This is a genomic window from Demequina sp. NBRC 110055, from assembly GCF_002090135.1.
Classification (GTDB): Bacteria; Actinomycetota; Actinomycetes; order Actinomycetales; family Demequinaceae; genus Demequina.
Genome location: NZ_BBRL01000004.1, coordinates 1,206,267 through 1,220,502, shown reverse-complemented (window position 1 = coordinate 1,220,502; position 14,236 = coordinate 1,206,267). Strand labels below are relative to the sequence as shown.

General features: G+C 70.9%; 14 protein-coding genes. 3 read left to right on the top strand and 11 right to left on the bottom strand.

The features are described 5' to 3' along the window. Positions 1-24 precede the first annotated feature (24 nt). The 3 genes from B7K24_RS05660 to B7K24_RS13535 are packed head-to-tail and all read right to left on the bottom strand — an operon-like array spanning position 25 to position 2,873. The gene (locus B7K24_RS05660; RefSeq protein WP_084129127.1) at positions 25-942 is read right to left on the bottom strand and encodes a tetratricopeptide repeat protein; all 918 of its coding nucleotides are present in this window, start codon (positions 940-942) and stop codon (positions 25-27) included. A 6-nt stretch (positions 943-948) separates the two neighbouring features. Next, positions 949-1,929, bottom strand: coding sequence for a hypothetical protein (locus tag B7K24_RS05655; RefSeq protein ID WP_084129126.1), 981 nt, complete (start codon positions 1,927-1,929; stop codon positions 949-951). Further along, positions 1,926-2,873 carry a hypothetical protein gene (locus B7K24_RS13535; RefSeq protein WP_084129125.1) on the bottom strand — a complete coding sequence of 316 codons (948 nt, stop codon included), beginning with the start codon at positions 2,871-2,873 and terminating at the stop codon, positions 1,926-1,928. The genes B7K24_RS05655 and B7K24_RS13535 overlap by 4 nt, the downstream gene beginning before the upstream one ends. A gap of 141 nt (positions 2,874-3,014) precedes the next feature. On the opposite strand from B7K24_RS13535, the gene B7K24_RS13420 reads away from it, so the two are divergent. Beyond that, complete coding sequence (locus tag B7K24_RS13420; protein ID WP_084129124.1) at positions 3,015-5,855, top strand: hypothetical protein; 2,841 nt, start codon at positions 3,015-3,017, stop codon at positions 5,853-5,855. A gap of 5 nt (positions 5,856-5,860) precedes the next feature. Further along, entirely contained in the window at positions 5,861-6,280 is a 420-nt protein-coding gene (locus B7K24_RS05640; protein WP_234986564.1) for a hypothetical protein, read from the top strand. A 6-nt stretch (positions 6,281-6,286) separates the two neighbouring features. Here the strand turns inward: B7K24_RS05640 and B7K24_RS05635 are convergent, their stop codons facing one another. The 4 genes from B7K24_RS05635 to B7K24_RS05620 all read right to left on the bottom strand — a co-directional run bounded on the left by B7K24_RS05635 (position 6,287) and on the right by B7K24_RS05620 (position 9,795). Then, positions 6,287-7,027, bottom strand: a complete 741-nt coding sequence (locus B7K24_RS05635) for an alpha/beta fold hydrolase (RefSeq protein ID WP_084129123.1) — start codon at positions 7,025-7,027, stop codon at positions 6,287-6,289. Continuing rightward, on the bottom strand, positions 7,024-7,752 hold the full coding sequence (locus tag B7K24_RS05630; RefSeq protein ID WP_084129274.1) for an alpha/beta hydrolase: 729 nt from the start codon (positions 7,750-7,752) through the stop codon (positions 7,024-7,026). The genes B7K24_RS05635 and B7K24_RS05630 overlap by 4 nt, the downstream gene beginning before the upstream one ends. A gap of 49 nt (positions 7,753-7,801) precedes the next feature. Further along, on the bottom strand, positions 7,802-8,113 hold the full coding sequence (locus tag B7K24_RS05625) for a hypothetical protein (RefSeq protein WP_084129122.1): 312 nt from the start codon (positions 8,111-8,113) through the stop codon (positions 7,802-7,804). Between the two features lie 215 nt (positions 8,114-8,328). Next, positions 8,329-9,795 (bottom strand): glycoside hydrolase family 1 protein, encoded by a 1,467-nt coding sequence (locus B7K24_RS05620; RefSeq protein WP_084129121.1) that lies wholly within the window; start codon positions 9,793-9,795, stop codon positions 8,329-8,331. A gap of 198 nt (positions 9,796-9,993) precedes the next feature. Here B7K24_RS05620 and B7K24_RS05615 point away from each other — a divergent pair, with 198 nt between their 5' ends. Continuing rightward, the gene (locus B7K24_RS05615; RefSeq protein ID WP_084129120.1) at positions 9,994-10,767 is read left to right on the top strand and encodes an alpha/beta hydrolase family protein; all 774 of its coding nucleotides are present in this window, start codon (positions 9,994-9,996) and stop codon (positions 10,765-10,767) included. On the opposite strand, the gene nucS is transcribed toward B7K24_RS05615, so the two are convergent. The 4 genes from nucS to B7K24_RS05595 all read right to left on the bottom strand — a co-directional run bounded on the left by nucS (position 10,764) and on the right by B7K24_RS05595 (position 14,236). Further along, a complete protein-coding gene (gene nucS / locus B7K24_RS05610) occupies positions 10,764-11,459 on the bottom strand; it encodes an endonuclease NucS (protein WP_084129273.1) in 696 nt (231 codons plus the stop codon). The two genes, B7K24_RS05615 and nucS, sit on opposite strands and share 4 nt — an antisense overlap. A gap of 111 nt (positions 11,460-11,570) precedes the next feature. Further along, a complete protein-coding gene (locus tag B7K24_RS05605; RefSeq protein ID WP_084129119.1) occupies positions 11,571-11,837 on the bottom strand; it encodes a F0F1 ATP synthase subunit epsilon in 267 nt (88 codons plus the stop codon). A 2-nt stretch (positions 11,838-11,839) separates the two neighbouring features. Beyond that, entirely contained in the window at positions 11,840-13,327 is a 1,488-nt protein-coding gene (gene atpD, locus B7K24_RS05600) for a F0F1 ATP synthase subunit beta (RefSeq protein WP_084129118.1), read from the bottom strand. A 15-nt stretch (positions 13,328-13,342) separates the two neighbouring features. Continuing rightward, complete coding sequence (locus tag B7K24_RS05595) at positions 13,343-14,236, bottom strand: F0F1 ATP synthase subunit gamma (protein ID WP_084129117.1); 894 nt, start codon at positions 14,234-14,236, stop codon at positions 13,343-13,345.

The following is a 14,236-nucleotide window of genomic DNA, read 5'->3' as shown; positions in this document are numbered from 1 at the left end:
CAGCGGGGGCGCGGACGCGGACCGCTAGAAGAGCGCCGCCGACAGCGCACGCCTGGCGTCGGCCACGCGCGGGTCGGCCGTGCCGAGCACGTCGAAGAGCTCGACCAGGCGCAGACGCACCTTCTCGCGCTCGTCCCCGGCTGAGCCGCGCACGGCGTCGATGAGGCGGGCGAACGCGTCCTCCACCTGGCCGCCGACCACGTCCAGGTCGGCGACGGCCATTTGCGCGTCGACATCCGTGGGCGCATCGGCCGCAGCCTTGCGCGCCGCCGCGAGGTCGAGGGTGCGGGTGCGCTGCATCAGCGCCACCTGGGCACGTCCGGCCTTGGCGTCGTGGTCCTTGGGGTTCTCGCGCAGCGCCTGGTCGTACGCGGCGATGGCCGCGTCGTAGTCCTCGCGCTCGATCGCGTCGTAGGCCTCCTGATGCAGCGGCGGCAGCGGCTCCGGCTCGGACTCGGCGGCCGGGGCCGCAGCGGCCACGGTGCCGGTCACGCCGTGCTGCTGGGCGACCTCGAGCACCTGGTTCAGCACGTCGCGAATCTGCGCCTCCTCGGCATTGCCCTGGAACAGCGGCGCGGGCCGGCCGGCGATGAGCGCGACGGCCGTCGGCACCGCGGTGATCTGCAACGCCTGAGCGATGCCGCCCTGCACGTCGATGTCGCAGCGCCCGACGACGAATCGACCCTCGTAGGAGCCCGCCACCGTCCGGATGCGCTCCACGAGTTCGCGCGACGCCGGCGAGGCCGACGACAGGAACACGATGACGACCGGCACCTCGGTCGACTGCTGGGCGAGGTCGTTGAGGTTCGCCTCGGTGACGTCGATGGGCGCGGGCAACTCCGCGGCACCGGCCGCGCCCGGCGCGGAAGCGGCCGGGGCGGGCTGGGCGAACTGGGACAGGTCGGGGGCGCCGCGCAGCGGCACCTCGGGCTTTTCAGTCATCACTTCCTAGCTGTCGGAGACCTGGATCAGGTTGTGGTCGGCCGCGACGACGGTGGGAAGCCCCTCCGCATCGGGCCCGGGGATGGCGAGCACGATCATGTCGAGATAGTGATGCGTCACCGTGTCGTCGAGCTCGCCGTCCAGCAGCGGCTCATCGGCCTCGGAGATCGACACCGTCGCATCCTCGACCGTAAACGACGAGGTGATCTCGAGCGGCGCAAACACCAGCGCGCCGCCGTCGGCCGTGCCCATCACATAGGTGTCGTCCGTGACCGTCTGGATGGTGTCGACGTACTCGCCGTCCTGTTCCTCGGCGGCCTCGGTGAGGGTGTCGCGCGCGGCAAACAACTGCGCCCGGTAGGAGTCCTCGCCGAAGTTCTCGTCGAGGTCGGAGTCCGCCCCCTCGCGTAGCAGCGTGAGGTAGTCGGTCAGCACGGCATCGGCCGTCGGGTCGAGCGCGTCGTCCTCGAGCGTCAACTGCTCGGCTCCCGTGGTGCTCCCTGGCATGGCGGGCACGGTGGCGCCGGGGATCATATGCGCCCAGCCTCGCAGTTGGTAGTCGTCGTCGATGGACTCCTGCACCCACAGGTACATCACCGGGGTCTCGTCCTCGGACGCCTGCTCCGAGACCGTCGCGAGGGTGCGTGGCCAGGTGTCCGCGGCGGACACATAGACCGCCTGCTGGTCGCTCGGTAGCGCCACCGGGGTCTCGTCGTCATCGTCGGCGCGCGTGTATTGCGCCTCGCGGATGGTGACGGCGTCGCCGCCCACCCGGTCGGTCAGCAGGTCGGCGTCCTTCTCCTCGTCGGCCTTTGCCAGCTCGTCCATGGTGTCCGCGATCACGCGCGAGGACTGGGCGTCGAGCAGCGTGGCGGCCTCGGCCAGCGGCGGCGCGGACGTCACGGGCGCCGGCACCTCGGCGACGCAGCCCGTCAGTACCAGGGCGGACGCGGCGGCGAGCCCGGTCGCCTTCACGATGCGGTTCATGCGCGGTCCTCCTTGTCCGTGGTCGGGTCGTCGGGCGTGGGCTCGGTGGGTGGGGAGGCGGCCGATGCCGTGGCCGGCTCGTCGTCGAGGCTCGCCTCGGGCAGGTGCTCACCGGCCGCACGGCGCGCACGTCGCGAGCCGGGACGGGCGTCGTCCTCGTCGTCGCCGGTGCGCTGGCGGGAGGCCACCCACTCCTCGTAACGAGCCTGGACGGGACGCAGGTCGAGGAAGCGCAGGATGAGAGCGATGACGCCGACGACCGTGAGGACGATGCCCCACCAGATCAGCGGGGTGATCCAGCCGTCGTTGACCTCGCGCTCGAAGCCGACGTCGGTGCTCGACAGCGCGGACCCGTCGCGGGCCATCACCACCAACACCTCACCGTCGGGGACGTCCGACGCGACGATCTCGAGCCGGTCGGTGCCGTCCCACTGTTCGCGCCAGTGATCCGTCGACGTCTCGGTGAGCAGGTCCACCTCGGGCTCGGCGCTCGGCGAGGCCGATGCGGAGGGGCTTGCCTCGGCATCGGCAGATTCCTCCGCGGAGGCGGAGGCGCTCGGCTCGGCGGAGGCGCTCGCGGAGGCGCTCGCGGAGGCCGACGGCGACGGGCTGGGGGAGGTCGCGGCGCCGGCCGCATATGCCTCAGTCGACAGCACCTCCCACTCCGGTAGGCCGGTGACGGCGGTCGCCTCGCGCTCGGCGAGCCAGGCATCGGCATCGACGGGCCGGGCCGTGACGGCGACGAGGTCGCCGTCACCCTCAATCCCGATGGTGCTGTCCGCGGCAAAGGCGATCATCTCGGGGCTGTACACCACCACCGCGGTGCTGAGCTCTGCTTCGGCGCTGACTTCGCGCGGCGGCCGCTGCGCATCGGCGATCAGACCCGCTGCTAACAGCAGCACTCCGATCACGCCCGCGATCAGCGCGGTCGTCCTCACACTCACGTCGGTCCTCCTTATGTTCTTGTCCACTCTAGGAGACACAGGCCCCAACGTCCCAGTTCGCGGCTTTGTGCCTCGGGCCGCGCCCATTACCCTGGAGCGGACTGCGCACGCCATTCAGACGGCCGCGCCCAAGGAGTGACAATGCCAGAGGACAACCTTCCGTTCCCCGTTGCCATGCGCGGCTACGACCGCGAGGCGGTCGCCGCCCACGTGGCGCGACTTGAGGATGCGGTCAAGGAGGCTCGCGAGGCGGCCGAGCAGGCACGCAAGGACGCCGACACGACCCGTACGTCGCTCGACGAGGCACAAAAGAGCCTGCGCGAGTCGGAGCAGCCCACCTACAAGGGTCTGGGCGCCCGCGTCGAGCAGCTGCTGCGCTCGGCCGAGGAGCAGTCTTCCGACGTCGTCGCGCGTGCCAACACCCACGCCCAGGACACCGTCGCCCGCGCCCAGGTCGCCGCGCAGCAGCTGCGCGCCCGCGCCGACAACGAGGTCGCCGAGATCCTCGCGCAGAGCCGCCGCGAGGCCGAGGAGATTCGCACCGCCTCCGAGCACGAGGCCACCGGGGTCAAGGAGGCGGCCCAGCGCGCGGCCGCCGAGACGGTCGAGAAGGCCCGCCGCGACGCCGAGCGCGTCAAGGCCGGAATCGACGCCGAGGTCGCCGAGCTGAAGGCCGGCGCCGACCGTGAGGCTCACGCCCTGCGTGCCACGGCGGAACGCGAAGCCACCGAGACCCGCGTCGCCGCCCAGCGTGAGGCGCAGGAGCTGCTCGAGGCCGCGCGCGCCGAGGCGGACACGACCGCCGCCGACGCGGCCGCGGAGGCCGACCGCGTGCTGGCCGAGGCGGAGCGGGAGCTCGCCGAGGCCCGCGCGGAGGCCAAGCGCCTCGAGGGCGAGGCACGCGATGCCAAGTCCGCGGCCGACGCGGAGGCGTCCGACATTCGTACGACGGCAGAGGCCGACGCCGCCAACCTGCGTAACGAGGCCCACGCCTTCCTCACCCAGGCGAACCGGGAGGCCGACGCGACCCGGGCATCGGCCGAGACCGATGCGCGCGACCTGCGAGCGGCGGTCGCCGCCGAGGTGGCGTCGCTGCGCGCTGACACCGACGAATACGACGAGGCCATGCGGGCCGATGCGGAGGACTACGCGACCGGGACTCGCGGCGAGGCCGACGCCTACGACCGCGCCACCCGCGAGGAGGCGGAACGCTACTCGGCCGGCACGCGCGCCGATGCCGATGCCTACGACGCCGCGACCCGTGAGAGCGCCGAGTCCGACGCCGCCGACGTGCGCGCCGCCGCGCAGACGCACCTGGACGAGGTCACCGCGGCCGCCGCCGCCCACCGCGCCGAGGTCGAGGCTGCGGCCGACGACTACGACCGCGCCACCCGCGCCGGTGCCGACGAGTACGCGGCCACCGCAAGGACCGAGGCGGATGAGGACGCCCGCGACGCGCGCGAGGCTGCCGACGCGTACGACGAGGCCACGCGGGCCGATGCCGAGGCTCACCTCGAGGCCGTACGGTCCGAGGCCGATGAGTACCGTCACGTCACGCGTGCAGAGGCCGACGACTATCGCTCGCTCACCACGGCAGAGGCCGACGCCTACGCGCTCGACGCCCGCGTGGGGGCTGACACGTACTCCGAGGCGACCCGCGCCGACGCGGACGCGTACCGCGAGGCCACCCAGTCCGACGCGGACCGCTACGGGCGGCGCACGCGCGCCGAAGCGGACACGTACTCGGAGGACACGCGCGCGGCGGCCGATGAGTACGACGCCGCCACCCGCGCCGAGGCCGACGACTACCGCGCCGCCACCAGCACTGAGGCCGACACCTACCGCGAGCGGGTGCAGGGCGAGGCGGACGAGTACGCGGGCGTCACGCGCCGCGACGCCGACGACTACCGTGACGCCACCCACGGCGCCGCGGACGAGTACAGCGCCGAGACCCGCACCGCCGCCGACGACTACAGCGCCCTTACCCGCGCCGAAGCCGACACCTACGGAGCCGACACCCGCGCGGCGGCCGACGAGTACGACGCCGCCACCCGCAAGGGGGCCGAGGACTACGCGGATGCGACCCGCTCGGCCGCCGAAACCGCGAGCCGGCAGCTGCGCAAGGACGCGGACCTGTACGACCAGGCCACGCGTCGCGCCGCCGATGAGTACGACGCTGCAACGCGCACCGCGGCCGACGATGACGCCGCCGCCGCTCGCCGCGAAGCGGACGACTACGCGGCGACGACCCGCACCGAGGTCGACGCTTACGACGAGACCACCCGCCGGGAGGCCGACGCGTACGCCCTGTCGACACGCGAGGGCGCCGACCGCGACGCCGCCCGCACCGTGCAGGCGGCACACGACGAGGCCGAGGAGCGCCTCACCGCCGCGCAGCAGGAGGCCAAGCACGTCATGGGCATCGCCCAGCGTGACGCCGACCAGGCGCGCGCCGACGGTAACGCCGATGCCGACGCCGCCCGCGAGGAGGCCCGCCGCGCCCGCGAGGACCTGCAGATCGAGATCGCGCAGCGCCGCGAAGCGGCCGAGAAGGACCTCACGGCGCGTCACGAGGAGGCGAAGGCCGAGACCGCCGCCATGGTCGAGGACGCGCGTGTGCGCGCCGACGAGGCCGAGGAGCGGCTGTCGAGCGCGCTGGAGCGCGCCGAGGTCACGCGCCGCGACGCCGAGGTCCACGCCCAGACGCTGCTCACCAACGCGCGCAACAACGCCGACGAGATCGTCTCCGAGGCCCGCGAACACGCCGAGGCGATCATCTCGGAGGCCGTCTCCGACGCCGAGCGTGAGCGCACGATGGCCGCGCGCGAGGTCGACGAGCTCAACCGTCAGCGCGAGTCCATCACCGGCTACCTCGACGAGTTGCGCAACCTCCTGGGTGCCGACCCGATCGCTGGCCTCGCCAAGGCATCGGCCCTGCGCCAGGAGCACGAGGCCGCCGAGGCTGCGGCAACCGCGGACTGACCCCTGTGGACGCCTCTCGCGACGACGCCACCTACCGCCGCCTCGCGCAGGCCGACGCCATGGAGCGGCGTCGGCTAGCCGAGGTGGCGCAGGCGGCGGCGCTCGTGCGCGAGTTCGTGGCCGATGCCGTCGCGGCGGGCGTCGAGCCCGAGCGGCTCACGGCGCGCACGTATGACGGGAAGGCCCGCTACCGCACGGATCTCACCGGCTGGTACCTCAAGCACGATCGCTCGGTCGCGGTCGGCGTCGACGGCGAGTTCTACGTGCTCTCGGTGCCGTCGAGCCTGCGCGGGCGCCTGAGCGGCGCTCAGGTGCCGCCGGCCGAGCCGCCGCTCGAATTGGGCAAGGGCGGGCGAGACGGCGAGTCCATGCCCATGCGCCAGGCCCTGCAGCAGCGCCTCGAGGCGGGAAACTCCTGGAGTTAGCGGCGCCTACACGAGCAGCGGGGCGAGGGCCCTGGCCACCGCGGCCGGGTCCTCGAACGCGGCCAGGTGCCCCACACCCTCGATGACGACGGGCTCCACGCCGAGCGCCTCGGCCATCGCGTCAATAGCCTCGCGCGGCACCACGGCGTCCTTCTCCCCCGCGATCACCACGGCCGGGCCATCCACGGAACGCAACACCTCGGTGCGGTCGGGCCGCTCCGCCATCGCCCTCTGACCCCACGCGACCCCCTCGCCGTGGTGGCGGGCGATGTTGCGGGCCACCCATTCGACGAGCTCCTCGCGGCGCGCTCCCTCGGTGCCGATGAGACCCTCGGCCATCGTGGCGGCGTCCTCGACGCTGTCGCGATGCTCGACGGCGTCCGCGAGCGCGCGGCGCTTAGCGGCCGCCTCCTCGGTGTCCGCGAGCGCCTTGGTGGCGATGAGGCCAAGGCCGGCCACGGCATCGGGATGCCTCTCGACGACCGCCATGGCGACGTAGCCGCCCATGGAACAGCCGATCCAGTGCGCCTTGTCCTCGCCGGTCGCCTCGCGCATGGCCAGCACGGCGGCGTCGGCGATCAGCTCGAGGCTCGGCTCGTCGTCCGGGAGTGGCATCTCGCCGATGCCGGGCATGTCGAAGGTGATCACGTCGCCGCGGACGTCGGAGCCGAGGACGGACAGCAGCCCCTCCCACTGTGCGCGGTCGACGGGGAAGGCGTTGAGGAAGACGATGGGGGTTCCGGTCATGCGAGCACCTCGCTTGGGACGGCGGTGGGCAGCGGCGCGACACCAGGGGCGACTCGGTCGACGATGGCGTCGAGCACCAGTCTGACGTACTTCTCCCCGACCCACAGGTGTTTCGCGCCCTCGACCGCGATGAGGTCGAGCTGGGCTAGCGGCGCAAACCGCTCGCGTGCCTCGTCGGGTTGCAGGAAGTCGTCGAGCTCCGGCACGAGCGCCGTGACGGGGCGGCCGGTCGCGGCCCAGCGCTCGAGGTCGTCGGGCTGGGCGCGGTGCAGGGGCGGACTGAGCAGAATCGCGCCCTCGACGTCCTGGTCGGCGCCGTGCATGAGGGCGAGCTCCGTGCCGAACGACCAGCCCACGAGCCACCGGCGCGGCAGCCCGCGCTCGACGGCAAAGGCGACGGCCGCGCGCAGGTCGGCGGCCTCGGTGACGCCCTCGCCGAACTCTCCCTCCGAGGTTCCTCGGGGCGAGTGGGTGCCGCGGGTGTTGAAGCGCAGCACGGCGATGTCCGCGAGGTACGGCAGGCGCCAGGCGGCCTTGCGGTACACGTGGGAGTCCATGAAGCCGCCGTGCGTGGGCAGCGGGTGCAGGGTGACGAGGGTGGCGACGGGTGGGCGACCGTCCGGCGGCAACGCCAGTTCACCCACCAGCGTGAGGCCGTCTTCCGTGGTCAGCGTGATGTGCTCGCGCGTGGCGGGCAGCACGGTCATGGCACGGATCTCCTCCATGCCAGCGGCCGGGGCCTCGCTCGCGTGGTCGCTGGTCTGGGCGGCGTCGTCAGCCACGTGTCCTCCCGAACGTGTTCCAACAGTGCGTGTGCCAGTGGCGGCGCTGGGCCGCGGCGGCGTCTGGTCCGAAGAGTCCGTCCGCGGGCCACGCGACCACGTGCACGCTCTGGCCGTCGATCTCCTGCGAGCAGCCGGGGCACGTGTAGGTCTTCTCGCTGGGCCGCGGGGTCGCGACGAGGTACTCCTCGCCGCCGGGGCCCCTTTCGCGCCGGCCGCCCATGCTCCCCGAGAGCCGCTCGACGTCCAACTCCTCGTGCGGCTGCCCGTACGGACGCTTGCGCGAGCGGCGGGACTTGGGCATGCGGCCCAGTCTACGGGCGGCTCGGAAGGCGCCTCGCGTTGATGCCCACGCGTCCGTCGGGCCCGTCAGATGACAGCACGACGGGCCTGAGTGCAGATTTCTGCAGTCAGGCCCGTCGATGCGTCACTCATGCGCGCGGAGCGCTGGCCACCGGCGGGGCTGCCGGTGTGGCTACCCGCGCGGCTGCCGGTGTGGCGGCCGGCCCACTCGCCTGCCTAGAAGTGGCGCGGCGGGGTGTCGGCGAGCGCGTCCGCCTCCGCGGCGGGGACCACCTCGCGGCGGCGCAGCACCTCGCGGTAGTAGTACGCCGAGTCCTTCCAGCGACGCTCGAGGGTGTTGTAGTCGACCCGCACGATGCCGAAGCGCTTGGCGTAGCCCTGCGCCCACTCGAAGTTATCCATGAGCGACCAGGCCATGTAGCCGCGGACGTCCGCGCCCTCGGCGACGGCCTTCAGCACGGCGTCCAGGTGGCCCTCGAAGTACTCGATGCGGTCGGTGTCGCGCACGCGGCCGTCGGCGTCCACCACGTCGTCCCACGCCGAGCCGTTCTCGGTGACGTACAGCGGCTTGCCCGTCTCGCGGTAGGTCTTCAGCAGGTGGGCGTGCAGCGCGGAGGGGTCGACGTTCCAGCCCATCGCGGTGTGCTTGCCCGTGAGCGGCATGAACTCGATCTCCTCGTCGCCGGGCCACGGCGAGTTGGCGCCGGCCTTGTGCCCGTCCGCGAGGGTCGCGAGCTCGGACTGAGCCGCGGCCTTGTGGGCGTTGTGGCGCACCAGGTGCGACGCGTAGTAGTTGACGCCGAACCAGTCGATGCGGCCCTTCATCTCCTCCAGGTCACCGTCGTGTACGAACCCCCAGTCGGTGAGGTGGGCCGTGTTGGGCTTCAGCACCGCGGGGTAGGTGCCCTGGATGAAGGGCTCGTGGAAGAAGGTGTTGGCCAGCGCGTCGATGTGCGCGGCGGCAGCGAGATCCTTGGGGTTGGACGGGTCCCAGGGGCGCGGCGTGTGGCAGTTGTTGACCAGACCGATCTGGATGTCGGCGTTGACGGCCTTCATCGCGTCGTACGCGCGAGCGTGCGCGAGGTTCAGGTGGTGCGCCGCCGTGAGTGCCTCGACGTCGTCGGCGTGGCCCGGGGCGTGCGCGCCGGCGCCGTAGCCCACGAACGAGCTGACCCACGGCTCGTTGAAGGTGGTCCACATCTCGACGTCCGCGCCGAACTCCTCGACCATCCGGACGGCGTAGGGCACGAAGGCGTCGACGGTGTCACGGCTGAGCCAGCCGCCGTTGTCCTCGAGCTCCTGGGGAAGGTCCCAGTGGTACAGCGTGATGAGGGGCGTGATGCCCTTGTCCTTCAGGCGATCGACGATGCCGCGGTAGAACGCGATGCCCTCCGCGTTGAACTCGCCGGTGCCGCCCGGCTGCACGCGCGGCCAGGCGATCGAGAAGCGGTACGCCTCCAGACCCAGCTCGGCCATCATGTCGATGTCCTCTTCCCAGCGGTGGAAGTGATCACAAGCCACGTCACCGTTGTCACCGCCCACGACCTTGTCGGGGGTGGCGCAGAAGGTGTCCCAGATCGACAGGCCGCGGCCGCCCTCGTGGGCACCGCCCTCGATCTGATAGGAGGCGGTCGCGGCTCCAAGGAGGAAGCCGTCGGGGAACTTCGCAGGCGTCGTTGTCATGCGATCCAGTCTAACGAAACGTTTCGCGATTTTCTACCAGTCGGTAGGGCTGATGCGGTAGTCGCCCGTCCGCGCGGCTTCCGCCTCGCGGGGCGCACCTGCCGCGCGGTCAATCTATCGATCGCCCGCACCACGCGCGGCGGCCCGGCCCTTCCCGACGGCCGATGCTCCTGGCAGACTGCCGTCAGGAGGTCACCTATGGCGCTGCTTACCTGCCGGTTCTTTTCCGACACGCTTGGCTTGTCGACGACCGCCACGGTGCTGTTGCCCGAGCCCGCGACGGAGGCAGGCGTCCCGGCCGCGCCCGGCCCGCCCGGCGCCACGCTCCCCGTGTTGTACCTGTTGCACGGGCTCTCTCAGGACGATTCGTCGTGGACCCGATACACCGCGCTCGAACGGTATGTGGCGCATAGACGCCTCGCGGTCGTGATGCCCGCGGTCCACCGGTCGTATTACGCCAACCAGGCCGACGGCTACCGCTATCGCGACTTCCTGGTCGACGAGCTCCCGCGGGCGATGCAGGCCTTCTTCCCCCTGTCGACTCGGCGCGAGGACACGTTCATCGCGGGACTGTCGATGGGCGGCTACGGAGCCATGAAGGCCGCGCTTTCCTACCCCGACCGCTACGCGGCCGCCGCAAGCCTCTCCGGCGGCCTCGACGTCACGGCCAAGCCGAACCTGGCGCCCGAGGAATGGCGCCGCACCTTCGGCTCCCCTCAGGCGGCACGAGAGGCGGGCGAGGACGTCGTCGCACTGGCACGCGCGTCCTCCCCCGCCGCGGTGCCGCGTCTGTGGGCCTGGTGCGGCACGGAGGACTTCCTGCTTGAAGAGAGCCGCACGTTCGCGCGGGCCTGCGACGAGGCCGGGCTGGGGCTGGAGTACTCGGAGTCCCCCGGCGCCCACGACTGGCCCGCATGGGACGAGCAGATCCCGCGGGTCTTGGACTGGCTCGACCCTCTGTTGGCGACCTAGAACAGGCGCGTGGTGGGGTCCTCGGCGCCGCGCATCGCGTCGTAGTCGAGAATCAGGCAGCGAATCCCCCGATCCTGGGCCAGCACGCGCGCCTGGGGCTTAATCTCCTGCGCGGCGAACACGCCCTCGACGGGGCTCAGCAACGGGTCGCGGTTCATCAGTTCGAGGTAGCGCGTGAGCTGCTCCACGCCGTCGATCTCGCCGCGGCGCTTGATTTCGACCGCGACGGAGCCGCCCGAGGGCGACTTCGCGAGGATGTCGACAGGGCCGATCGCCGTCATGTACTCGCGCCTGACCAGCGTGTGACCGTCACCGAGCAGGGCGATCTGCTCCGCGAGCAGCTCCTGAAGGTGTGCCTCGACGCCGTCCTTGATGAGCCCGGGGTCGACGCCTAGGTCATGTTGGGTGTCGGCGAGCACCTCGTAAATCTCGATCTCGAGGCGGTCGTCGGTCTTGTCGTGCTGAACCGTCCAGACGGCCTCGACGCCGGCCTCCGTCTGCGCCTCGGACGGCGCGACCTCGCGCGTGGTGCACGGCGGGCCCATCCAGTTCAGCGGCTTGTAGGACCCGCCGTCCGAGTGCAGCAGCACCGAGCCATCGGCCTTGAGCATGATTGCCCTCGTTGCCAACGGCAGGTGCGCGCTGAGCCTTCCGGAGTAGCGGGCGGCGCAGCGGGCGATCACAACTCTCACGCCCACCAGGATAGGGGCTTCAGACCCGGGGCCAGCCCTCTCACGAGGCAGCGCAGAGGGCATGCAAAGGGCCGCCCGGCATCGCCGGGCGGCCCCTCACAAAAAACCGGATCAGTCCTCGTCGGGCACCACGGGGTCGGCGACGATGGTGATCGTGTTGTGGTCGAACGACACGAAACCACCCGTGACGGGGAACTCGTGCTTCTCGTTGTCGCTGGTCACGCGGATCGTGCCGGCCTTGAGGATCGAGAGGATCGGCTCGTGGTTGGCGAGCAGACCGATCTCACCCTCGACGGACGGCGCGATAACGCGGCTCGCCGAGCCGGACCACATCACGTGGTCCGGCGCGACGATGTCGACGGTCAGGGCATCGGCCATGATCAGCCGATCTCCTTCTGGATGCGGTTCCAGGCCTTGTCGAGGTCCTCGAGACCACCGATGTTGAAGAACGCCTGCTCAGCGATGTGGTCGTACTTACCGGCCACGATGCCACCGAAGGCCTCGATGGTCTCCGACAGCGGCACGGTCGAACCGGCCACACCGGTGAACTGGGTCGCCATGTAGGTGTTCTGCGACAGGAACTGCTGGATCTTGCGCGCACGGGCGACGATGATCTTGTCCTCTTCGGACAGCTCGTCGACACCGAGGATCGCGATGATGTCCTGGAGCTCCTTGTTACGCTGCAGGATCGCCTTGACGTCCGACGCCACCGAGTAGTGCTCGGCACCCACGTAGCGGGGGTCGAGGATACGCGAGGACGAGGTCAGCGGGTCGATCGCCGGGTACAGACCGCGCGACGCGATCTCACGCGACAGCTCGGTCGTGGCGTCAAGGTGCGCGAACGTCGTCGCGGGCGCCGGGTCGGTGTAGTCGTCCGCGGGAACGTAGATCGCCTGCAACGACGTGATCGAGTGACCACGCGTCGAGGTGATGCGCTCCTGCAGCTGACCCATCTCGTCCGCCAGGTTGGGCTGGTAGCCCACGGCCGAAGGCATGCGGCCCAGCAGGGTCGACACCTCGGAACCGGCCTGGGTGAAGCGGAAGATGTTGTCGATGAACAGCAGCACGTCCTGCGACTGCACGTCGCGGAAGTACTCGGCCATGGTGAGGGCCGACAGGGCGACGCGCAGACGCGTGCCCGGCGGCTCGTCCATCTGGCCGAAGACCAGGGCGGTCTGGTTGATGACGCCCGACTCGGTCATCTCGTCGATGAGGTCGTTGCCCTCACGGGTGCGCTCGCCGACACCGGCGAACACCGACACACCGTCGTGGTTGTTCGCCACGCGGTAAATCATCTCCTGGATGAGGACGGTCTTGCCGACACCTGCGCCACCGAACAGGCCGATCTTTCCACCCTGCACGTACGGCGTGAGGAGGTCGATCGACTTGATGCCGGTCTCGAACATCTGAGTCTTGGACTCGAGCTGGTCGAAGGCCGGGGGCTTGCGGTGGATGGGCCAGCGCTCGGTGATCTCAACCGTCTCGCCCTCCTTCGCGTTGAGGACCTCACCGGTCACGTTGAACACGTGGCCCTTGGTGACGTCACCCACGGGGACGGAGATCGGGGCGCCGGTGTCGGTCACCTCGGCGCCGCGGACCAGGCCGTCGGTGGGCTTCAGTGCGATGGCGCGGATCATGTTGTCGCCCAGGTGCTGGGCAACCTCGAGGGTCATGTGCAGGACGCCCTCGTCCTCACCCTGGGCCGACAGGTCGATGTCGACGGTGAGGGCGTTGTAGACGTCGGGGATCGCGTCCGCGGGGAACTCGATGTCGACGACGGGGCCGATGACGCGCGCGACGCGACCGATCACCGGCGTGTTCGCGGCCTCCTGCGACGCCGGGGCGTCGGTCTTAGCGGTGGGGGTCATGGATGTGCCTTCCGGTCACGAGGCCGCGAGCGCATCGGCGCCCGAGACGATCTCGCTGATTTCCTGGGTGATCTCGGCCTGGCGCGCCGAGTTGGCGAGCCTGGTGTACTGGCGAATGATGTCCTCCGCGTTCTCCACGGCGGTGTGCATCGCGCGCTGGCGGTTGGCCAGCTCGGATGCGGCGCCCTGAAGCATGCACGCGTGGATGCGGGACTCGATGTAGCGCGGGAGCAGAGAGTCCAGTACCTGCTCGGCGCTGGGCTCGAACTCGTACAGGGGCTCGACGTCCTCGCCCGGCTCAGCGACACCCGAGACAAGCTCGATCGGGAGCAGCCGGATGACGCGCGGCTCCTGCGACACCATCGACGAGAAGTGCGTGTAGACGATGTGAAGCTCGCTCACACCACCCTCGTCGGCCGACGCCGTGAAGGCGCCGTACAGGGCCCGCGCGATCTCCTGGGCGGTGGCGAGAGTCGGGGCGTCCGACTCTCCCTGCCACTCGCCCGCCAGTTCGCGCTTGCGGAACTTGAAGTAGCCCACGCCACGGCGGCCGAACGCGAACGGGACGATCTCCTTGCCCTCGCCGCGCAGACGCTCGGCAAGGCGCTCACCCTCACGCAGGACGTTCGCGGAGTACGCGCCCGCCATACCGCGGTCAGCGGTAATGACGAGCACGGCCACGCGGTTGGTGTCCGTGCGCTCGGTGGTGAGCGGGTGATCGATGCTCGAGTGGGTCGCCACGGCGCTGATGGCCCGTGTGATGGCGCGCGAGTACGGGGCGGCGGCGGTGACACGGTCGCGAGCCTTGCCGATGCGTGAAGCCGCAATGAGCTCCATCGCACGGAAGATCTTCTTCAACGACTGTGTCGACCGGATCCGCTGCCGGTAGACGCGCTGCTGTCCACCCAT